This window comes from Aeromonas sp. R7-1 (assembly GCF_040908115.1).
Lineage (GTDB): Bacteria > Pseudomonadota > Gammaproteobacteria > Enterobacterales > Aeromonadaceae > Aeromonas > Aeromonas caviae.
Genome location: NZ_JBFODD010000021.1, coordinates 1 through 19,727, shown reverse-complemented (window position 1 = coordinate 19,727; position 19,727 = coordinate 1). Strand labels below are relative to the sequence as shown.

Annotated in this window: 22 protein-coding genes; 9 read left to right on the top strand and 13 right to left on the bottom strand. The window is 59.8% G+C overall.

Features of this window, described 5'->3' with window-relative positions; translation table 11 throughout:
- The first annotated feature begins 88 nt into the window (after nucleotides 1-88).
- Complete coding sequence (locus tag AB5Y51_RS03575) at nucleotides 89-1,993, top strand: transcription antiterminator (protein ID WP_368178066.1); 1,905 nt, start codon at nucleotides 89-91, stop codon at nucleotides 1,991-1,993.
- A gap of 15 nt (nucleotides 1,994-2,008) precedes the next feature.
- Here the strand turns inward: AB5Y51_RS03575 and npr are convergent, their stop codons facing one another.
- From npr to AB5Y51_RS03525, 10 genes are all read right to left on the bottom strand, one after another.
- Nucleotides 2,009-2,281, bottom strand: a complete 273-nt coding sequence (gene npr, locus AB5Y51_RS03570; RefSeq protein WP_010675868.1) for a PTS phosphocarrier protein NPr — start codon at nucleotides 2,279-2,281, stop codon at nucleotides 2,009-2,011.
- A 20-nt stretch (nucleotides 2,282-2,301) separates the two neighbouring features.
- On the bottom strand, nucleotides 2,302-3,168 hold the full coding sequence (gene rapZ, locus AB5Y51_RS03565) for an RNase adapter RapZ (RefSeq protein ID WP_010675869.1): 867 nt from the start codon (nucleotides 3,166-3,168) through the stop codon (nucleotides 2,302-2,304).
- Nucleotides 3,169-3,208: 40 nt separating this feature from the next.
- Nucleotides 3,209-3,655, bottom strand: a complete 447-nt coding sequence (ptsN, locus tag AB5Y51_RS03560; protein WP_010675870.1) for a PTS IIA-like nitrogen regulatory protein PtsN — start codon at nucleotides 3,653-3,655, stop codon at nucleotides 3,209-3,211.
- Nucleotides 3,656-3,657: 2 nt separating this feature from the next.
- Complete coding sequence (hpf, locus tag AB5Y51_RS03555) at nucleotides 3,658-3,945, bottom strand: ribosome hibernation promoting factor (protein ID WP_005305957.1); 288 nt, start codon at nucleotides 3,943-3,945, stop codon at nucleotides 3,658-3,660.
- Nucleotides 3,946-3,965: 20 nt separating this feature from the next.
- Nucleotides 3,966-5,405 (bottom strand): RNA polymerase factor sigma-54, encoded by a 1,440-nt coding sequence (locus AB5Y51_RS03550; RefSeq protein WP_039040474.1) that lies wholly within the window; start codon nucleotides 5,403-5,405, stop codon nucleotides 3,966-3,968.
- A 65-nt stretch (nucleotides 5,406-5,470) separates the two neighbouring features.
- Nucleotides 5,471-6,196 carry an LPS export ABC transporter ATP-binding protein gene (lptB, locus tag AB5Y51_RS03545; protein ID WP_010675872.1) on the bottom strand — a complete coding sequence of 242 codons (726 nt, stop codon included), beginning with the start codon at nucleotides 6,194-6,196 and terminating at the stop codon, nucleotides 5,471-5,473.
- Nucleotides 6,197-6,208: 12 nt separating this feature from the next.
- A complete protein-coding gene (gene lptA, locus AB5Y51_RS03540) occupies nucleotides 6,209-6,727 on the bottom strand; it encodes a lipopolysaccharide transport periplasmic protein LptA (protein WP_010675873.1) in 519 nt (172 codons plus the stop codon).
- Nucleotides 6,714-7,274: an LPS export ABC transporter periplasmic protein LptC gene (lptC, locus tag AB5Y51_RS03535; RefSeq protein WP_039040473.1), complete on the bottom strand. Its 561-nt coding sequence runs from the start codon at nucleotides 7,272-7,274 to the stop codon at nucleotides 6,714-6,716. The genes lptA and lptC overlap by 14 nt, the downstream gene beginning before the upstream one ends.
- A complete protein-coding gene (gene kdsC / locus AB5Y51_RS03530) occupies nucleotides 7,271-7,825 on the bottom strand; it encodes a 3-deoxy-manno-octulosonate-8-phosphatase KdsC (protein ID WP_042864828.1) in 555 nt (184 codons plus the stop codon). The genes lptC and kdsC overlap by 4 nt, the downstream gene beginning before the upstream one ends.
- The gene (locus AB5Y51_RS03525; RefSeq protein ID WP_323917277.1) at nucleotides 7,825-8,820 is read right to left on the bottom strand and encodes a KpsF/GutQ family sugar-phosphate isomerase; all 996 of its coding nucleotides are present in this window, start codon (nucleotides 8,818-8,820) and stop codon (nucleotides 7,825-7,827) included. Before AB5Y51_RS03525 ends, kdsC begins: the two co-directional genes overlap by 1 nt.
- 206 nt (nucleotides 8,821-9,026) lie before the next feature.
- Here AB5Y51_RS03525 and mlaF point away from each other — a divergent pair, with 206 nt between their 5' ends.
- From mlaF to murA, 7 genes are read left to right on the top strand one after another with little or no spacing between them, the layout of a single operon-like run.
- Complete coding sequence (gene mlaF / locus AB5Y51_RS03520) at nucleotides 9,027-9,827, top strand: phospholipid ABC transporter ATP-binding protein MlaF (protein ID WP_029314846.1); 801 nt, start codon at nucleotides 9,027-9,029, stop codon at nucleotides 9,825-9,827.
- Nucleotides 9,827-10,606 (top strand): lipid asymmetry maintenance ABC transporter permease subunit MlaE, encoded by a 780-nt coding sequence (gene mlaE / locus AB5Y51_RS03515; protein ID WP_010675878.1) that lies wholly within the window; start codon nucleotides 9,827-9,829, stop codon nucleotides 10,604-10,606. Before mlaF ends, mlaE begins: the two co-directional genes overlap by 1 nt.
- A gap of 7 nt (nucleotides 10,607-10,613) precedes the next feature.
- Nucleotides 10,614-11,111, top strand: coding sequence for an outer membrane lipid asymmetry maintenance protein MlaD (gene mlaD, locus AB5Y51_RS03510; RefSeq protein WP_010675879.1), 498 nt, complete (start codon nucleotides 10,614-10,616; stop codon nucleotides 11,109-11,111).
- A 2-nt stretch (nucleotides 11,112-11,113) separates the two neighbouring features.
- Nucleotides 11,114-11,746, top strand: coding sequence for a phospholipid-binding protein MlaC (gene mlaC, locus AB5Y51_RS03505; RefSeq protein ID WP_039040470.1), 633 nt, complete (start codon nucleotides 11,114-11,116; stop codon nucleotides 11,744-11,746).
- A complete protein-coding gene (locus AB5Y51_RS03500; protein ID WP_039040469.1) occupies nucleotides 11,743-12,015 on the top strand; it encodes a lipid asymmetry maintenance protein MlaB in 273 nt (90 codons plus the stop codon). The genes mlaC and AB5Y51_RS03500 overlap by 4 nt, the downstream gene beginning before the upstream one ends.
- A complete protein-coding gene (gene ibaG, locus AB5Y51_RS03495) occupies nucleotides 12,015-12,272 on the top strand; it encodes a BolA family iron metabolism protein IbaG (RefSeq protein ID WP_010675882.1) in 258 nt (85 codons plus the stop codon). Before AB5Y51_RS03500 ends, ibaG begins: the two co-directional genes overlap by 1 nt.
- A gap of 19 nt (nucleotides 12,273-12,291) precedes the next feature.
- On the top strand, nucleotides 12,292-13,548 hold the full coding sequence (murA, locus tag AB5Y51_RS03490) for a UDP-N-acetylglucosamine 1-carboxyvinyltransferase (protein WP_041211853.1): 1,257 nt from the start codon (nucleotides 12,292-12,294) through the stop codon (nucleotides 13,546-13,548).
- A gap of 79 nt (nucleotides 13,549-13,627) precedes the next feature.
- Here the strand turns inward: murA and pmbA are convergent, their stop codons facing one another.
- Nucleotides 13,628-14,971, bottom strand: a complete 1,344-nt coding sequence (pmbA, locus tag AB5Y51_RS03485; protein WP_010672690.1) for a metalloprotease PmbA — start codon at nucleotides 14,969-14,971, stop codon at nucleotides 13,628-13,630.
- Between the two features lie 114 nt (nucleotides 14,972-15,085).
- Between pmbA and yjgA the strand changes: the two genes are divergently transcribed.
- A complete protein-coding gene (gene yjgA, locus AB5Y51_RS03480) occupies nucleotides 15,086-15,610 on the top strand; it encodes a ribosome biogenesis factor YjgA (RefSeq protein WP_010672689.1) in 525 nt (174 codons plus the stop codon).
- A gap of 86 nt (nucleotides 15,611-15,696) precedes the next feature.
- On the opposite strand, the gene AB5Y51_RS03475 is transcribed toward yjgA, so the two are convergent.
- Nucleotides 15,697-18,780 (bottom strand): transglycosylase domain-containing protein, encoded by a 3,084-nt coding sequence (locus AB5Y51_RS03475; RefSeq protein ID WP_319905398.1) that lies wholly within the window; start codon nucleotides 18,778-18,780, stop codon nucleotides 15,697-15,699.
- A gap of 213 nt (nucleotides 18,781-18,993) precedes the next feature.
- Nucleotides 18,994-19,311, bottom strand: coding sequence for a PTS system regulator TmaR (gene tmaR, locus AB5Y51_RS03470; RefSeq protein WP_010672687.1), 318 nt, complete (start codon nucleotides 19,309-19,311; stop codon nucleotides 18,994-18,996).
- Between the last annotated feature and the right edge of the window lie 416 nt (nucleotides 19,312-19,727).

The following is a 19,727-nucleotide window of genomic DNA, read 5'->3' as shown; positions in this document are numbered from 1 at the left end:
CGGTCCGATCACTGGGCGGTGCCTGGCTTGTTAATGACCCCCTTGTTAACATCGACCCACCATGCGCGACAGGAGTCCTCACCCCCTCATGACCAAGCTGCCCCACCCCAGACTCCAGCAACTGCTCGCCCTGCTTCACGCCGAGCCTCTGCCACAGGAGGAGCTGGCCCGCCGTCTCAATGTTTCCACCCGCACGGTGCGCACCGACGTGGCGACCCTGAACGAGCTCATTGCCACCCGGGGCGCCCACCTGATCCATCAGCGGGGCAGCGGTTACCAGCTCAAGATCTACAATCAGGAACTGTTCGATGCGCTGCTGGCCGCCCAGGGGCAGGAGAGCCCTCTGCCTCGCACCAGCCGCGAGCGGGTGCTGCACCTCCAGGTCTTGCTGCTGACGGCGGAACAGGGGATCAAGCTCGACGAGCTGGCGGACACCTGGTATCTGAGCCGGGCGGCTTTGCAAGGGGACATGACGGAGGTGCGGGAGCGGCTCGCCCACTTCGGGCTCACCATCGACAGCAAACCCAGAGTGGGGATGCGCATTGCGGGAAGCGAGATGGCGATCCGCGCCTGCCTCACCCAACTGCTCTGCCAGGAGCTGCTGCACCAGCATCCGCTCCAGAGCCTGTTGCCCACCCTCTGCCCCAGCAAGACGCTGGAGGTAGTGGGCAACCACATTCACGAGCAACTCGGTCGCCATCAGCTACGCCTGGCCGACGAGAGCCTGCAGCAAGTCACCGTCTACTGTGCCGTCGCCCTGCTTCGCCAGGCGTCTGGCCACGAGTTGCGCCAGTTTGCCAGCGACGACATCACCCCGCCCCTGGCAGTGGTGGCCCGCGACATCTATGCCGAGCTGCCGACCCTGACTTCACCGGTGCAGGAAGAGATCGCCTGTCTCGCCATCCAGATCCAGGCTCGCCTCACAGCAGAGACGCCCCTGCTCAGCCCGGCCATGGCGGCCGAGAGCGAGCAGCTGACGGCGCACCTGCTGGGTTACATCCACCAGCACTACCCCTATGACCTGCGCGGCGACCCGCAATTGCGAGCCGACCTGCAGACCCACATCGGCGCCATGCTGCTGCGGGTCAAATACCAGATTGGTAGCCACAATCCCCTGGCGGACCACATCAAGCAGTATTACCCCCTCGCCTACGACATCACACTAGCGGCCATCTCTGAGTGGATCAGGCACACCCCCTACCGATTGACCCACCACGAGATCGGCTACCTGGTGATACACATCGGGGTCGGCCTGGAGCGCCACTACGACATCGGTTACACCCGGCGCCCCCAGGCGCTGCTGCTGTGCGATGCGGGCAACGCCACCTTCCGGGTGCTGGAAGCACGCATCCGGCGGGAATACCCCCAACTGCAGCTGACCACGCTGGAGTCGGTGCGGGACTATGAAGGACTGGTGCGAGTCGAGCAGGATTTCGTCATCAGCACCCTCAAGGTGAGCGAGAAGAATGCTCCCGTGGTACAGGTCTCCCCCTTCCCGACTCAGTACCAGCTGGAGCAGCTCGGCAAGCTGGTGCTCGTCGATCGCACCCGTCCCTATCTGCTCGACAAGTATTTCGATGCCGACCACTTCATGGTGCTTGATGAACCCATCAGCCAGGGGGTGCTGTTTGATCGCATCTGCAGCCAGCTTGAGGCGGAGGATCTGGTGGAGAGCGGATTCCGGGGATCCTTGCAGGAGCGGGAGCAGATCGTCTCAACCATGCTGGGGGACGGCATCGCTCTGCCCCACTCCCTCGGCCTGCTGGCGCGCCGCACCCTGGTCTATACCGTGCTGGCCCCCCAGGGGATCGACTGGGGCAACGGCGAGAGCGCTACCCTCATCTTCGTGCTGGCCATCGCCAAGGCGGATTATGAGGAAGCCATGGGACTTTATGATCTGTTTCTGGCACTGATGAACGAAAAAGCCAGCAGAAGTCTGCTGGCTTGTCGGGATTTTGCCGCTTTCAAGGCGCTGGCTCGCAGCGCACCTTGAGCACGCCGAGGCGTATTACTCCTCATTGAAGCCCGAGGTGAACAGCGCCACCACGGCGGCCAGGGCCTCCACCTCTTCGGGGCCCTCCACCTGCACCTCCACCTGTTTGCCCTGGGCGGAGTCCAACATCAGCAGGCCGATCACGCTGTCCGCGTCGGCCTCGACTCCCTCTTCGTTGCGCAGCAGCACGTGGGCATCGAACCCCTGCACCAGCTCGAACAGCATCATGGCCGGTCGGGCGTGAATGCCTAACTTGTTTTTGACTTCTACCGAGGCGGAAACGGTCATCTGAGCATCCTGTGGATCTGTCAGGCGGGGTTTGAACGCTTGTCCAACGTGCGATGGCGGATCTGCACGTTCTTGCCAAGCAACCGGAATGCGCTGGCCAGCCGCTCGGCGATGAACACCGAGCGGTGTTGTCCGCCGGTACAGCCGATCCCGACGGTCACATAGCTGCGATTGTTGCGCTCCAGGTGGGGCAACCAGGTCCCCAGCATATTCTCGATCTGCTGGATGAACAGCATGACATCCGGCTGGCTGGAGAGGTAGTTGGCCACGGGCTCATCCTTGCCGGTGAAGGGCTTGAGCTCCGGGATCCAGTGCGGGTTGGGCAGGAAACGGGCGTCGAACACGAAGTCCGCATCCTTGGGAATGCCGTACTTGAAACCGAACGACTCGAACACCAGCACCAGTTCGTTCTCTTTCTTGCCGAGCACCCGGGTTTTGATGAGCTCGCTGAGATCGTGGATGCTGAGGTTGGTGGTGTCGATGCGCAGGTCGGCGGTCGAGGAGAGCGGTGCCAGCAGGTGGGTCTCTTCCCGGATCGCCTCGTCCAGCGAAAGCTTGTTGCGGGACAGAGGATGCAGACGACGGCTCTCACCGTAGCGTTTGAGCAGGGTCGCGTTGTCCGCATCGAAGAAGAAGCTCGAAAACTTGACTCGCCCCTCGTTGCGCACCTGGCTCAGCAGGTTCTCCAGCCTGTCTGCCTGGGCAGGCAGGTTGCGCACGTCGATGCTGACCGCCAGCTTGTCATACTGACTCTCCACCGACACGATCAACTGGGGCAGCAGGTTGACCGGCAGGTTGTCCACGCAGTAGTACCCGAGATCCTCGAGCACCCTCAGGGCCACCGTCTTGCCGGAGCCCGAACGACCGCTTACTACAATTAACTGCATCTTGTCCCCTCACGCCAACGTGGCTGTGTCAGACCCGGCCTCAGGCCGACGTCATGATCTGATAGAGTTCTTCGTCGCTGGTCGCCTGGCGCAGCTGGCGGCAGACGGCCTTGTCACCCAGTTTGGATGCCATCAGGGAAAGAGTCTTGAGGTGCTGCTTGCACTCGCTTTCCGGCACCAGCAATGCAAAGAGCAGGTCAACCGGTTGATTGTCGATAGAATCGAAAGGGATGGGCTCGGAGAAGGTCATCAACACGGCGGTCGGCGCGAAGGCGTCGTCAATCCGGCCGTGGGGGATGGCGATACCGGCTCCGATCCCGGTACTACCCATCTTTTCTCGCGCCAGCAGGCTTTCAAACAGGACCTGGCGGGAAGCGCCGAGGCGCTCTGCGGCCAGTTCACTGATGATCTCGAGCGCGCGTTTCTTGCTGGTACAAGGGACCGCACTCTTGGTGCAGTCCCGACTCAGTATGTGTTCAAGTTGCATAGTTATTTTTGATTTAACTTATCTTTGTGCTTGATGATCTGCCGATCCAGTTTATCCAGCAGGGTATCAATCGCCGCATACATGTCGGCATGCTGCGAATTGGCGAACACCTCTCCCCCGCTGACATGCAGCTTGGCTTCGGCGATCTGGTTCAGTTTTTCGACGCTCAACACCACGTGTACGTTGTTGATATGGTCAAAGTGACGCTCGAGTTTGGCAAATTTGTTGTTCACATAATCACGCAGAGCTTCGGTAATCTCGACATGGTGTCCGGTCAGGTTAATTTGCATAACGTCTTCCTTTTGTTTGCCTAAACCAGGCGTTTGCGCTGATTGGATGGCGGGATCAACAAGGATTCACGGTACTTTGCGATCGTGCGTCTCGCCACCATAATACCCTGTTCGGCCAGCAAATCCGCGATCTTGCTATCACTAAGCGGCTTGGCGGGGTTTTCCGCCGTCACCAGCTTCTTGATCAGGGCGCGAATAGCGGTCGATGAGCACTCTCCTCCTCCCTCCGTATTGACGTGACTGGAGAAAAAAAACTTCAGTTCAAAAATGCCGCGGGGCGTATGCATGTACTTCTGGGTCGTGACCCGTGAAATGGTCGACTCATGCATCTCCACAGCTTCCGCGATGTCGTTGAGTACCATGGGTTTCATGGCCTCTTCGCCGTACTCGAAAAAGCCCTGCTGCTGCTCGACGATGCAGCTGGCCACCTTGAGCAGGGTGTCGTTACGACTCTCCAGGCTCTTGATGAACCACTTGGCCTCCTGCAAATGAGAACGGATGAACTGGGTATCCGTGCTGCTGCGGGCATTGCGCGCCATGGCCGCATAGGCCTCGTTGACACGGATGCGCGGAGCAGAATCCGGATTGAGTTCAACCACCCACTTGCTGCCCTTCTTGACCACGGACACATCCGGGATCACGTACTGGGATTCACTCTGGATGATGCCGTTGCCGGGTCTGGGCTCCAGTTGCTGGATGAGATCCAGCACCTCCTTGAGATCGCTCTCCTTGAGGCGGGTCTTGCGAGCCAGGGTGCGGTAGTCGCGATTGCCGAGCAGGTCCATGTGTTCGCGGATCACCTCTCTGGCTTCGTCGAGCCAGGGCAGGTCCGGCGAATACTGGCCGAGCTGGATCAGCAGACACTCTTGCACCGAACGGGCGGCGATGCCGACCGGATCGAAATGCTGCACCCGCTTGAGCACGGCTTCGATCTCATCCAGTTCGACTTCTACCTCCTCGCTGCTGACTGCAGCCTGAATATCCTCGAGGGTGGCAGTCAGATACCCGGATTCGTCGATGGCATCGATAATGGCAAGGGCGATGGCGGCATCCACATCACTGAACGGGGTGAGTCGCATCTGCCACAGCAGGTAGTCCTGCAGGTTCTCGGTGGTCTCCCCCTGATAGACGCTGTCTTCCCCGTCATGGATGGGGCCTGCACTCTGGGCCGTACCGGCCGAGTAGACCTCGTCCCAGGTGGTGTCCACCGGCAGTTCATCCGGCATGCTCTCCTGGGCCATGGCATCGCTGGAGTCGAGTTGACTGGCGTCCTGTGTCTCTGTCTGACTGGTTTCCTGCGCCTCGTTCTCCTCTTGCTCCAGCAAGGGGTTGTTGTCGAGCGCTTGCTGAATTTCCTGCTGGAGTTCCAGGGTGGAGAGCTGGAGCAGACGAATCGCTTGTTGTAATTGTGGCGTCATGGTCAGGGACTGACCGAGACGCAACTGTAATGTCGGCTTCATCTACGTCGGGATATCCTTATGTTCAGCGAGGCAGTCACCTAACAAAAATGAGGGGTGCCCCCTTACTATAGACTGAATTGATCGCCCAAATAGACGCGCTTGACCTGCTCATCGGCGAGGATATCGGCCGGCGCGCCCTCGGCAATCATCTTGCCGTGGCTGACGATGTAGGCCTTCTCGCACACATCCAGCGTCTCTCTGACGTTGTGGTCCGTTATCAGCACACCCAACCCGCGTTCTTTCAGATGCTGGATGATCTTTTTGATATCGATGACTGAAATAGGATCAACACCTGCGAAAGGCTCATCGAGCAGAATGAATCTCGGCTCTGCCGCCAGCGCCCGGGCGATTTCCACCCGGCGCCGCTCCCCACCCGAGAGGCTCTGGCCCAGGCTGTCGCGGATATGGGTGATATTGAACTCTTCCAGCAACTGTTCGACCTTATCCTCCCGCTCTTCGCGGCTCAACCCCTTGCGGGTCTGCATGACCCCCATCAAGTTGTCGAACACCGACAGGCGCCGGAAGATGGAGGCCTCCTGGGGCAGATAGCCGATGCCATTGCGGGCACGGATATGCATGGGCTGCAGGCTGATGTCCTGCTCGTCGATGGTGATGAGGCCGGCATCCCGCTGCACCAGGCCCACGATCATGTAGAAGGAGGTCGTCTTGCCCGCGCCGTTCGGACCCAGCAGACCCACGATCTGGCCCGTTCCCACCTCGAGGCTCACATCGCTGACCACCATGCGGCGCTTGTAGCTCTTTTGCAGACCCGTTGCTTTTAACACTGCCATGGCTGTTGTTTCCTACTTCTTCTGATCGGCGGGTTTGTCGAAGTTCTCCACCTGATCCGGCAGGAACACCGTCTTGACGCGCTGGGTGGGCCCCTTGCTCTCGGCAATCATCTTCTGCTTGACGATGTCGTAGCGAATGAGATCGCCGGTCACCTGGCTGTCTTCCTGCTTGAGCTGGCCATTGCCGGTGATGGTCACCAGCCGGTTCTTAAGCTCGTAGCGGATGCTGTTGCCATGGGCATTGACCGGTTTGCCGTTGTCCAGCACCTGGAAGAAAGTGGCTGGGTTGCCATACGCGGTCATGACCTCGGCGCCCTTGTCGCCGGAGCGGATCACCACCACCTTGTCGGCCTTAATCTTGATGGTGCCCTGGGTGATGATGACATCCTCGCTGAAGGTGATGCGGTTGTCCTGCATCTCGGCCACCTGCTTGACAGCATCCACATAGACCTTCTCGGCAAAATCGGACTCTTTGGCATTCAGGGAACCGCACAGCAACAGGGCCGTGAGGGCCAGATTAACGTTTTTCATTGAAATAAGTGGCATGGCCTTTATCCAGTAACTCGAAATATTTACGTTCCAGGTGACCCTTGAGGCCAACACCCTCGGTCTGGAACTCCTGGCCCACAATGCTGATGTGCTGGTTGCTTCTCATCCCCTGCGTCACCAGATCCAGCTCCAGATAGGAGGTATCCAGCGTGGAGATGAAAGAGGCGGGCAGCAGACCGTCCAGATGCACCTTGTCACGGAGGATCACATTGTCATCGGTGTTGAGCACCCCGGTCTCGGCCGTCAGCTTCCATTCGGCCGCGCCCTTGTCATCGAACATGTAGACCACCGGCTTGGTGAAAGTGGCCTGCTCGAGCACCTGGTAGTACTCCGCATATTCGGATTCCAGCCGCTCGGTGCGCTTGCCCTGCTCGTTGAAGCGGGTCGTCACCAACTCTCTGGCAGTGAAGTCCGGTTGAAAATTTTCCGTCTTGGTGGTCGGCTCGGGGACCAGCTCGATCTCCCCCAGCTGCCAAGCCGCCAGCGCAGCCAGAAACAGCAGGCCGAACAGCACAGTCTGTTTGTTCATCGCGACGCCTCGGGTTGATAGTCAGCCAATCCCTGGGCCTGCAAGATCAGGTCGCACACCTCGCGCACGGCCCCGACGCCACCGCCAAGCCGCGTCACCAGATCCGCCTTCGCCAGCACAAGCGGATGGGCGTCGGCAACGGCGATACCCAGGCCGCAAGCCTGCATCACCGGCAGATCGATGGTGTCATCTCCCATATAGGCGGCTTGCGATGCATCCAGCCCGAGCTTGGTCAACAAGGCCTCGAAGTGGGGCAGCTTTTTGTCTGCACCCTGCACCAGGTGCTGGACTCCCAGACTCTTCATGCGATCGCTGACGATGCGGGAGTTTCGCCCCGTGATGATGGCAATCTCGATGCCTGCATTGAGCAGGGCACGCATGCCGGCACCGTCACGGGTGCAGAAAGTCTTCAGCTCTTCGCCGTTATTGCCCATATAGATGAAGCCGTTGGAGAGCACCCCATCCACATCGCACACCAGCAGGCGGATCTGCGCCGCCTTCTCGTACTGGCTGCGCGTCACCGGACCATAGAGGGTCGGTACGTCTTGCATCAAATTACTCCGGCTTTCAGCAGGTCATGCATGTTGAAGGCACCCAGCGGGTGTCTCTCCCCATCCACAACCAACAACCCGTTGATTTTCCTGGTTTCCATCAGTTTGACGGCCTCTGCCGCCATCATCTCAGGCCCTACGGTAACACAGTTCACCGTCATGACGCGGCTGATGGGGGTGTGATGGATGTCCACCTGCAGGTCCAGAATGCGGCGCAGGTCACCATCGGTGAACAGACCGGCAAGCAGCCCTAGATCGTCCACCACCGCCGTCATGCCGAGCCCCTTGCGGCTCACTTCCAGCAGCGCCTGGCTGATGGTGGCATCTATCCCCACCTTGGGCAACAGCTCGCCGCTGTGCATCAGATCGCCCACTCGCAACAGCAACCGCTTGCCGAGGGACCCGCCCGGATGCGACAGCGCAAAGTCATCGGCGGTGAAGCCACGGGCCTCCAGCAGGGCCACGGCCAGCGCGTCCCCCATCACCAGGGTGGCGGTAGTGCTGGATGTCGGGGCCAGACCGAGGGGGCAGGCCTCTTTCTCCACCTTGATGCACAGGTGCACGTTGGCCTCTTTCGCCATGGTGGAAGCCGGATTGCCTGTCATGCAGATGAGTGGAATGCCGCGGCGCTTGAGCACCGGCAGCAGGGCCAGGATCTCGTCGCTCTCGCCAGAGTTGGAAATGGCGATGATGAGATCCCCGGCTGAGATCATGCCGAGATCCCCGTGGCTCGCCTCGCCCGGGTGCAGGAAGAAGGCGGGCGTTCCCGTGCTGGCCAGGGTCGCGGCAATCTTGTTGCCGATATGACCCGACTTGCCCATGCCGGTCACCACTATCTTGCCGCCACAGCGCAGCACCATCTCGCAGGCGCGCTCGAACGCCTCGTCAAGGTACTGGTAGAGTCCATCAATGGCTTGTTTTTCTATGTCCAGCACCGCTCGGGCGCTGCGACGGAAATCGAACAATTCAGACACTTTTTCAGGCTTTACAGACATAAAGGCACAGCTCCGGGCCGAAATTTGCTGCGGGATTATAAAAAAGTCTGCCGAGATAAGCGAATCGGATGCGGAATGGGCGGTCATTGACGCAGGTTGTTACATAAAACTGTCGCGTACTTGGGGGGGAAACCCGCTCAATAGTTGTTCCTCGCTGTTGCTTAGACCTAGACTAGCCCATAAAATTCGCTCTTCATTTATACCGGATGGACAATTGTTTGAACGATGACCTGATCACCATCTCCGACCTGACCTTCAGTCACGGGGATCGGCTGCTGTACGACAGGATCAACCTGACCATTCCCCGTGGCAAGGTCACCGCCGTCATGGGTCCGAGCGGGATCGGCAAGACCACCTTGCTGCGCCTGATCGGGGGCCAGCTCAAGCCTGAGTCCGGTCACATCCTGTTTGACGGGGAAGACGTTCCCACGCTCTCCCGTTCACGCCTGTATGAAGTGCGGAAACGGATGAGCATGCTGTTCCAGAGTGGCGCATTGTTCACCGGCATGACCGTCTTCGACAACGTGGCCTTCCCGCTGCGGGAGCACTCCGGCCTGCCGGAAGAGCTGATCCGCACCATCGTCATGATGAAACTGCAGGCTGTCGGTCTGCGCGGGGCGGCCAAGCTGATGCCGTCCGAGCTCTCCGGTGGCATGGCGCGTCGCGCGGCCCTGGCGAGATCCATCGCGCTGGATCCGGATCTCATCATGTATGACGAGCCCTTCGTGGGGCAGGACCCCATCACCATGGCGGTGCTGGTGAAGCTCATCAAGGAGCTCAACGATGCCCTCGGCATCACCTCCGTCATCGTCACCCACGACGTGAAAGAGGTGCTGAGCATCGCCGACTACGCCTACATCATCGCCAACCGCAAGGTAGTGGCACACGGCACACCGGAGCAGCTGCGCGAGGAGCACAATCCCGAAGTCGAGCAGTTCCTCAAGGGATTGCCCGACGGTCCTGTTCCGTTTCATTTTCCGGCAGGTGACCTGCTACAGGATCTGTGATGTTGACAAGTCAGATAAGCAAGCTGGGCCGCAGCGGTGTGCGTTTCATCAACGCCGTCGGCCGGGCAACCATCATGCTGTTTCATGCACTGGCAGGACGGCCCCAGCCACGCAAGCACTTCCCGCTGCTGGTGCAGCAACTGTATGTGGTGGGAGTGCAATCCGTCGCCATCATACTGGTGTCCGGCCTCTTCATCGGCATGGTGCTCTCCCTGCAGGGTTACAACGTATTGAAGGATTTCGGCGCAGAGCAGAGCCTGGGGCCTCTGGTTTCCCTCTCCCTGCTCCGTGAGCTGGGCCCTGTGGTCACAGCCCTGCTGTTCGCCGGTCGTGCGGGCTCCGCCCTCACCGCCGAGATCGGCCTGATGAAGGCCACCGAGCAGCTCTCCAGCCTGGAGATGATGGCGGTCGATCCGCTGCGTCGGGTCGTGGCGCCCCGCTTCTGGGCCGGAGTCATCAGCATGCCGCTGCTGGCCTTCATGTTCAGCCTGATCGGCATCTTTGGCGGCAAGCTGGTTGGTGTCGACTGGCTGGGGGTGGACGAAGGCAGTTTCTGGTCCGCCATGCAGGCCTCCGTCGACTGGCAGGACGACATCATGCAGGGCGCCATCAAGAGCCTGATCTTCGCCCTGGTGGTGACCTGGATAGCGCTCTTCAACGGCTATGATGCCAAACCGACCTCGGCCGGGATCAGTCAGGCGACCACCCGTACCGTGGTTCACTCATCCCTGGCCGTGCTCGGTCTGGATTTTATACTCACCGCAGTCATGTTTGGATAAGGGAAAGATGAAGTTCAGCAAAGTAGAATTTCTGGTTGGCGCCTTCATGCTGGCTGGCATCGCGGCCATTCTGGCATTGGCACTGCAAGTGGCGGGATTGAGTTTCAAACCGGAAGGAGAAACCTATACCCTGCGCGCCCATTTCGATAATATCGGCGGCCTGAAAGTACGCTCGCCGGTCAAGGTCGGCGGCGTCGTCGTCGGTCGTGTCAGCGACATCACCCTGGATCCCAAGAGCCAGGTCCCCATCGTTTCCCTGCAGATGCAGAAGAGTGCCGGCGAGTTCTCCGAGACCAGCACCCTCTCCATCCTGACTTCTGGCCTGCTCGGTGAGCAGTACATCGGTCTGGCACCGGGGTTCAGCGATGAGGAGATGGGCACCAGCATGCTCAAGGATGGCGACATGATCGAAGACACCAAGTCCGCCATCGTGCTGGAAGATCTGATTGGCAAGTTCCTCTACAGCCAGTCCTCTCCGGCCAACACACCCGCAACCAAGGAGTAACCATGTTCAAGAAGATCGCCCTGATGCTGGGTCTGATGACCAGCATGCTGTTCTCCCTCGTCGCCCGTGCGGATGTCAATACTTCGGACCCCTATGCCCTCGTGGATCAGGCCGCTCAGCAGACCTTTGCCCGCCTGAAAGCCGATCAGGCCCAGGTGAAGAGCAACCCCGATCACCTGCGCGTCATCATCCGCGAGGAGCTGCTGCCCTACGTGGACAACCGCTTCGCCGCCTACAAGGTACTCGGCAACCAGATCAAACAGACGACCCCTGCCCAGCGTGACGCCTTTGTGGACGTCTTCACCGAGTACATGGTGAGCTCCTACGCGGACGCACTGGCACACTTTGACAAGCAGACCGTCAAGGTCCAGCCCGGCAAAGCCGCCGAGAGCAACATCACCGCCGTCAACGTCAGCGTGAAAGAGGCCGGCAAGCCGGACATCTTCCTCGAGTTCAAGCTGCGCAAGAACAACAAGACCGGCGAGTGGAAAGCCTTCGACATGGTTGCCGAAGGGATCAGCCTGCTCTCCGCCAAGCAGAACGAGCTGGGCGGCCTCATTCGCCAGAACGGCATCGATGCGGTGATCGCCCAGCTGCGTGAACACAACGCCAAGCCGCTGGTGATCAAGTCATGATCCTGAGCGGTGACTTGCAGGCCCCGCAGGTCAACGATCTGTGGCAACGCCGCGCCGACTGGTGGCAGGACGACCGGCTCGAACTAGGTGCCGTCACTACCCTGGATTCCGCCGGCCTTGCCCTGCTGGTCAAGTGGGCCAAGGCGGCACTGGCACGGGGTGCCACTCCGACACTGGTGGGTGCCTCCAACGATTTCTATACGCTGGCCAACCTCTACGGGGTGGCCAGCCTCTTTCATTCAACCCCGCTCACAACTGAGGACTCATAATGCAAGTCTCTGAAATTGAAGCGATACTCCTCGAGGCTTTGCCATTGTCCGAAGTCCATGTCAAAGGGGACGGCAGTCACTACCAGGTGATCGCCGTCGGCGACATGTTTGACGGCATGAGCCGGGTCAAGAAACAACAGGCCATCTATGCCCCGCTGATGGACAAGATCGCCACCAACGAGATCCACGCTCTCTCCATCAAGGCCTATACCGACGCCGAGTGGAAACGCGAGCGTAAATTCCAGCTGCCCTCCTGATTTGGTAAAGAAGTAAACCATGGACAAATTCAAGATCACCGGCCCCTGCACCCTCTCCGGTGAAGTGACCATCTCCGGCGCCAAGAATGCCGCCCTGCCCATCCTGTTTGCCACCCTGCTGTGTGACGAAGAGGTTCAACTCTCCAACGTACCGCGCCTGAAAGACGTGGGTACCACCCTCAAGCTGCTGGAGATGCTGGGCGCCACCACCAAGGTCAACGGCAATGTGACCGTGCTGACCGGTGCGGTAAACAATCATGTCGCCCCCTACGAGCTGGTGAAGACCATGCGAGCCTCCATCCTGGCCCTGGGCCCGCTGGCAGCCCGCTTCGGTGCAGCAGACGTCTCCCTGCCCGGCGGCTGTGCCATCGGTGCCCGCCCGGTCAACCTGCATGTCCACGGCCTGGAGCTGATGGGCGCGAAGATCGTCATCGAAGAGGGCTACATCAAAGCCCGCGTCGACGGCCGCCTGAAAGGTGCCCACATCCTGATGGACATGGTTTCCGTGACCGGTACCGAGAACCTGATGATGGCCGCCACCCTGGCTGACGGTCGCACCGTGATCGAAAACGCCGCCCGTGAGCCGGAGGTGGTCGATCTGGCCAACTTCCTCAACGCGCTCGGAGCTAACATTCAGGGCGCCGGCACCGATACCCTGACCATCGACGGCGTAGAACGTCTGCACGGTGGCAGCTACAGCGTGCAGCCCGATCGCATCGAGACCGGCACCTTCCTGGTGGGCGCCGCCGTGACCGGTGGCAAGATCACCTGCCGCAACACCGACCCCAGCCTGCTGGAAGCCGTACTGGTCAAACTGGAAGAGGCTGGCGCCCTGATTGAAAAGGGTGACGACTGGATCACCCTCGACATGACAGGTCGCACCCTGAAACCTGTCACCATCAAGACCGCCCCCTACCCGGCGTTCCCGACCGACATGCAGGCACAGTTCACCGTGCTGAACGCGGTCGCCCAGGGTACCGGCATGGTCACCGAGACCATCTTCGAGAACCGCTTCATGCACGTGCCCGAGCTGGTTCGGATGGGTGCCGACATCGAACTGCAGGGCAATGTGGCCATCTGCCGCGACACCCAGCAGCTCAAGGGTGCCCAGGTGATGGCGACCGATCTGCGCGCCTCCGCCAGCCTGGTGCTGGCCGGCTTCGTGGCCGAAGGGGCCACCATCGTCGATCGCATCTATCACATCGACCGTGGCTACGAAGACATCGAGCACAAGCTGCAAGGCCTGGGTGGTCGCATCGAGCGCATCAAGGAATAAGCTGGCTTCACCATGAGCCGACGATAAAAAGGCCCCCTCGCAAAGCGAGGGGGCCTTTTTCATGGCCGTGTAGAGGGGATCAGTGCCCCGCCAGTTTCATCTGCTCGACCAGTACGGAGCCGGTCTTGAGGCTGGAACGCTCATCCTCATCACTGCCCACCGCCACGATATGGCTGAACATGTCGGCTAGATTGCCTGCAATGGTGATCTCCTCCACAGGATAGAGGATCTCGCCATTTTCAACCCAGAAACCGGCTGCGCCGCGGGAGTAATCACCATTGACGATGTTGACCCCCTGCCCCATCAGCTCGGTCACCAGCAGCCCGGTACCCATCTCCTTGAGCATGCCCTGGAAGTCCTGGCCGGTATTGGAGACCTGCCAGTTATGGATGCCCCCGGCGTGGCCCGTGGTGGTCAGGCCCAGTTTGCGGGCGGAGTAGGAGGTGAGCAGCCAGCTCATCAGCTCGCCGTTGCGGATGATGTCCATGTCGCGGGTGCGAACCCCTTCCCCGTCGAACGGGGTGCTGGCAAGTCCTCCCGGCAAGTGAGGGAACTCCTGGATGGTGAGCCACTCGGGCAGGATCTGCTTGCCCAGTTTGTCCAGCAGGAAGCTCGACTTGCGATAGAGGTTGCCCCCGCTGATTGCCATCACCAGATGGCCCCACAGACCGGCAGCGGTATCGGGGTGGAACAGCACAGGGGCATGGCGGGTGCTGATCTTGCGAGCCCCCAGGCGGGAAACAGTGCGCTCCACCGCCTCGTCAGCGATGCGCTGGGGGCTCCACAGCCCGTCCAGGGAGCGGCTGGAGGAGTAGCCGTAGTCGCGCTGCATGTCGCCATCCTGCTCGCCGATCAGTACGCAGCTCAGGGAGTTGCGCGATGCAGCATAGCCTTTGACGAAGCCGTGGCTGTTGCCATAGACCTTGACGCCCAGGTGGCTGGAGAAACTGGCTCCGTCAGAGTGCTTGATGCGGGCATCCCGTCCCAAGGCCAGCCGCTCGCACTCGATGGCCAGCGCGATGCCACGCTGGGGATCCAGCTCGATTTGGTGGCACAGTTGCAGGTCCGGGGCATCCCAGGCCAGCAGGTCCGCATCCGCAAGACCGGCGCAGTCATCGGGAGAGGTATGGCGGGCGATCTCCATGGCCGCTTCCACAGCGGCGCGAATGGCCGGCTTGGTCAGATCCGTGGTGGAGGAGGAACCCTTGCAACCGTCGCGATAGACGGCGATGCCGAGTGCGCCATCCTTGTTGAATTCGATGCTTTCCAGCTCGCAGCCCCGGGTGTTCACCGAGAGGCCGGTCTGTTTGCTGATGGAGACTTCGGCAAGCCCGGCGCCCAGCCCTTTCGCTATCTCAAGGGCCTCGGCGACCACGGCCTCGAGATGGGATTGATCCTGGCGGATTTGATCTTGCTGGTCCATAACTCACATCTGTATGAAGGGAAGGAAAGGGGCTAAGCATATCAGACCCCTGCGCCCAGCGGGAGAAGCTGGTAACATATCCGCCAAACGTGAATGACAGGAATACAGAGACCGATGAGTCAATATCAAGACGACAACGAGTGGGAAGACTGGGGCCCCAGCAAGAGCCAGCTCAAGCGTGATGCCGAGGCCTTGCAGAAGATGGGGGAAGAGATCGTCTCCCTGAGTCACAGCGAGCTGGAGAAGATCCCCCTGGATGAAGAGCTCGCCGAAGCGGTCGAGCTGGGTCGCAAGCTCAAGCCGAAGAAGGATGAGTCCTTCCGTCGCCATCTCCAGTTCATCGGCCGTCTGATGCGTAGCCGCGATGTGGCCCCCATCGAAGAGGCCCTCTCCATCATCAAGATGCGTCACTCCACCGTGAACGCCCGCCTGCACCGCCTCGAACAGTGGCGCGAGCGGCTGATCACCGAAGGCGACAGCGCCCTCAACGAGCTGATGTCCCAGTTCCACGAGTTGGATCGCCAGAAGCTGCGTCAGCTGATCCGCACCGCCAACAAGGAGCGGGAGCTGAACAAGCCGCCGGTAGCCTATCGCGAGATGTACCAGTACCTGCGCGGTGAAATTGAAGATCTGTTGTAAGTGATGACTCACGTCCGCCTCAGGGCGGCGTGCAGTACACAATCAAACGGGGCCGAAATGGCCCCGTTTTTTCATGCGATTTCCGCTCAACTGCCCGCCATGCACTGGGTGTGAGTAGCGGGTTGCAGATAGGGGACCAGCAGGGGGGCCATCCCCTTGAGCACCTGTACAGGCAGCGCCGACGTGAAGCGGAACTTGTCGGACTGGCTGCCGGGTACATAGGCCGTCAGCGTGCCGAAGTGATCATCCCCGATGTAGAAGACGAAAGTCGCAGTCCGGTTGCGAGCCAGTGAACTGGTCACATTGCCGTAGCGACCGACCGTCTCGATCCGGTTGTCCCCGGTCCCCGTCTTGCCCCCCAGGGCCAGGACAGTACCATCCTGCAAGGCGAAGGCCCCGGCGATGCGCCGCGCCGTCCCCCCTTCCACCACCTTGGAAAGTGCATTGCGCAAGGCGTTGGCCACCTCGGCAGGCATCACCCGCTCCCCCTGGGTGTTCGCCGGCTCAAAGACGGTGGCGAAGGGGGTCCCCTTGGCAAAGGAGAGGTGCTCGATGCGCAAGGTCGGTGCACGAATGCCGCCGTTCTGGATGATCCCCATCAGCTCGGCCAACGCTGCAGGACGATCGCCCGAGCTGCCCAGTGCGGTCGCCAGGGACGGAACCAGGTGATCGAACGGGTAGCCCAGGCGAGCCCAGCGCTGATGGATGTCGAGGAAGGCCTCAACCTCCAGCATGGTGCGGATCCGGCTATCCCGGGCACTGCGATGACGGGTCTTGAACAGCCAGCTGTAGACCTCCTGACGCTCGTCACGGCTGGCGGTTACCGCATCGGTAAAGGTGGCCTTGTCAAACTCCTTGAGATAGGCAAGCAACCACAGCTCAAGTGGATGCACCCGTGCGATATAACCTTGATCCGGCAGAGAATATTTACCGGGGCCGTAATTGGTATAGAGCTGCTCTATGCGCTTCTCGGTCAATTTCTCCCGCGGCAGGCGCTTGGCCAGGAAAGCGGCAAAGTCGGCCTGGGAGGCTTCCGGCATCAGATAGCGATGCACCGCGGCGAGACGCACCGCGCTGGGTTTGAGACCATCGAGGAAGGTATCGAGCTGCTCTTCTGCACTCTTGCCGCGATATTTGCGCCAGAACCTCAGCAGATAGGTCTGCCCCTCCTTGTCGGCAAACTTGGCGAGATACTCGGTACGGCGAGGATCCCTGTCATCTTTCAACAACTGGGCACGATTTCCCTCCTTGTAGAGGCTGTAGCGGACGATGTCCCGCATCAAGCGCACGAAGGGCAGGTTGATGGATTCCCGCAGCGCATCGCGAATGGGCGGGATGCGACCGTTGTCTTCCTTGCGGAAGTTGTTGAAGGTGTGCATGCCACCGCCGGTAAAGAAGCCTTCATAGGGACTTGCGGAATACTTGCGGTCCAGTGCGGCCTCCAGCATCACCGGCAGGCTTCTGTCCTTGGCGCTCATCAGATAGGCGATGGCCCAGCGGCTGATGTTGTCCTGATCGGACACTTCGATCTTTCGCAGGCTCTCCACCGGCATATTGCCGTAGCTGTCATGCAACTCGGTGACAATCTCGAGATAGGTCGTCAGCACCCGCAACTTGGCGGTGGATCCCAGTTCAAGCTTGCTGCCCTCATTGATGTCGAACGGCTGGTCCGTGTTGTCGGTCTGCACCCTCACCTTGACCCCTTCCGGCGTCTTCTCGAACAGGGTAAAGCTGTACTTCACATCACCCGTCTTCTCCGGCGAGAGCAGGCGCTCACCAAACAGGCCCACCTGGGCTGCGAATGCAGGGTCTGCCAGTTGCTGCAGATACCGTGACACCTCGTTCTGCAGCGGCATATTGAGGGTGGTGTTGGCCGTCAGATCCATGCGGTCCAGATCATAAAGCTGCACCCCGAGCTGACGACTGAGACGAGTGCGAGCCACCTGCAGCCCCTTGTTGTTGTTGACTCGAGTGATGGCAGGTGCCTGCAGGAAATCGCGGAAGACCAGCTTGGCCTTGAGAGCCGACTCCATCAGGGGGGGCGTGATCATTCCCTCCTGCACGAAGAGTCGCAGATAGCTGTCTGTCAGGGTAGACAGTGCTTCTCTACCCTGCGCCAGGTAATAGGAAGGACGGCGGTGGGCGATCATCAGGGAGACAACCTGGCGCAAGGCAAGGCCCTGCTCGGCCAGGGTAGAATCCTGGTTGCGAGCGGGATCCAGCAGTCGATTCACCTCATCGACATTGGCGCCAAACCAGACCCAGAGGCCATCACCGAGACCGTGCACCTCGCCATAACCGGGCGCCGCAGAGAGCGGGACCGAGTTGAGGTAGGCCCAGGCAACCAGCTTGCGGGCCTCCAGGGTCTCGGGCCCCAGCCGATAGGCACGAACGCTGGCCGAGACCATCTGGCGGATCTTCTCGGTCGGCGAAACGGTCAGTCCATCGGGAGAATGACGATACTTCTCCACCTGGGTCGCCAGGGTACTGCCGCCAGCAGATTGATCCTGCATATCCAGCGCCTTGCCCACCTGAGACAGCGCCGCCTTGGCAAAGCGCGGCCAGTCTACGGCCGGGTTGGCCAGCGGTTCCTTGTTGCTCAGGAGCTCACGGTTCTCGATAAACAGCAGAGACTGGATGACCAGGGGCGGTATGGCATTGAAATCCGGATAGTAATGAGTCGGATACTTGTACTGGTAGAAAGGCTCGGCACGGCAGTCATAGAGTGTCAATCCTGCCTGGACCTTCTCGGTATAAGGCACGAAGAAACCGTGGCTGGCGTAGTTGTAGAGCGCATCGGAAAAACGGACCTGTTCGCTCACCTGGTAGCCACGCTGAACGAGACGTTCCTGGATCATGGGCATCAGCACATAACCGAGTCGCTTGTCGAACGGGCCGTCGTCGGGGAAGGCAATTTGCTTGCTGGGGCCGGGTTCGATCTGATAGGTCAGGGTGGCCGCATAGCGGGAGATCTCCTGTGACTGCAGTCGGGAGGTCTTCATTTCATAACCCACCAGGGCGATCGCGGCAGCCAGGCAAAGCAAAAAGATAAAACAGAACAACCAGCGCCACCAGGGTCGGCGTTTACGCTGTTGTTGCCCGTCCGTATTAGGTACGGATGAATCCTGAGATGCCACTTTATTTGAATCCGTCTGTTTTGATGCGCCCATATCAGCCCCACCATGGTTGCGCAATTTATTGTCTTTCAATCAAGCTTAGTCGTTTCAAGTCAAGGGCTTGAAATCTATTGACCGCTTTGCAGCGATGTTAACAGGGCGATTGTGAAAATGGGAGCCGATTGTTGCAACGCGGCAAGAGATCCGAGCTGCGCCATGAAAATGAAACACCGGCCAGAGGCCGGTGTTGACGAGAGCGGGGTGGGGTTATTTGCTGGTGCTCATACTCTTCAGCTTGGTACTCAGCTCCTTGCGCTCCTTGGAAAGCTCGGCATTTTTGATGATATGGTCATCTACGCGCTCTTCATAATCGGTCCGCATGTTGGCGATGATGGCCTGAACCTCGTCAATGCTCATGCCGGGCTTGATATAGTCACTCAGGTTGTCGAGCAACAGTACCCGCTTCTGGTTGTCACGGATCTTTTTCTCGTTGTCCGCGATTTCACGCTTGAGCTTGTTCTGACGACGGGACATACGCACATATTCCAGCACATCGTTGAAGGTTGACTTGTTTACTTGTTCCATATCGGTACCACTGAGTGAAGGTGAATGAAAACAGGCGGAGAGTCCCATACCAGAAAAAGAAACCGAAACCATGGCACGGACCAACCCGGAATGCCCCTTACTCTACCGAGTTATGATTCAGATACAACCCCAATCGCAGCGCGGGCGGCGGGTTTAGACAGAACGGCTCCGACTGGGTTATTACGCTAAAAATGATGAAAACAAAGAGAGCCAACATGTGGGTTCAATGCGGCCAGAGCAGCCGCAACCTTTTCCGGTACAGGCAGGCAACAAGTGAACGACGAACAGCACCATAGTGCCCGCTTGCCCTCCAGTGAGGGCTGAATTTCAGGCAATAAAAAACCCCGCTCGAGTGAGCGGGGTTCTTCGTGTTGGGTGCCTGGCAGTGTCCTACTCTCGCATGGCGAATGCCACAC